At 68.7% G+C, this 201-nt stretch carries 1 protein-coding gene; it reads left to right on the top strand.

Annotated features, from left to right (window positions below; translation table 11 throughout):
• Positions 1 to 201, top strand: a 201-nt coding sequence (gene ssb / locus IG04_RS0142120; RefSeq protein WP_030482323.1) for a single-stranded DNA-binding protein, incomplete at both ends; no start/stop codon positions are given.

Raw genomic sequence — 201 nt, 5'->3', positions numbered from 1 at the left:
GGCGAGTGGAAGGACGGCGAAGCGCTGTTCCTGCGGTGCAACGTGTGGCGGCAGGTCGCCGAGAACGTGGCCGAGTCGCTCACCCGCGGTTCGCGAGTGCTCGTCTCCGGACGGCTGCGCCAGCGTTCCTTCGACACGAAGGAAGGCGAGAAGCGCACTGTCGTGGAGCTGGAGGTCGACGAGATCGGCCCCTCGCTGCGC

The organism is Lentzea albidocapillata, assembly GCF_000719115.1.
GTDB classification, from domain to species: domain Bacteria; phylum Actinomycetota; class Actinomycetes; order Mycobacteriales; family Pseudonocardiaceae; genus Lentzea; species Lentzea albidocapillata.
Note: the sequence above shows the minus strand (reverse complement) of the source record. Positions and strands in the feature narration are given on the sequence as shown.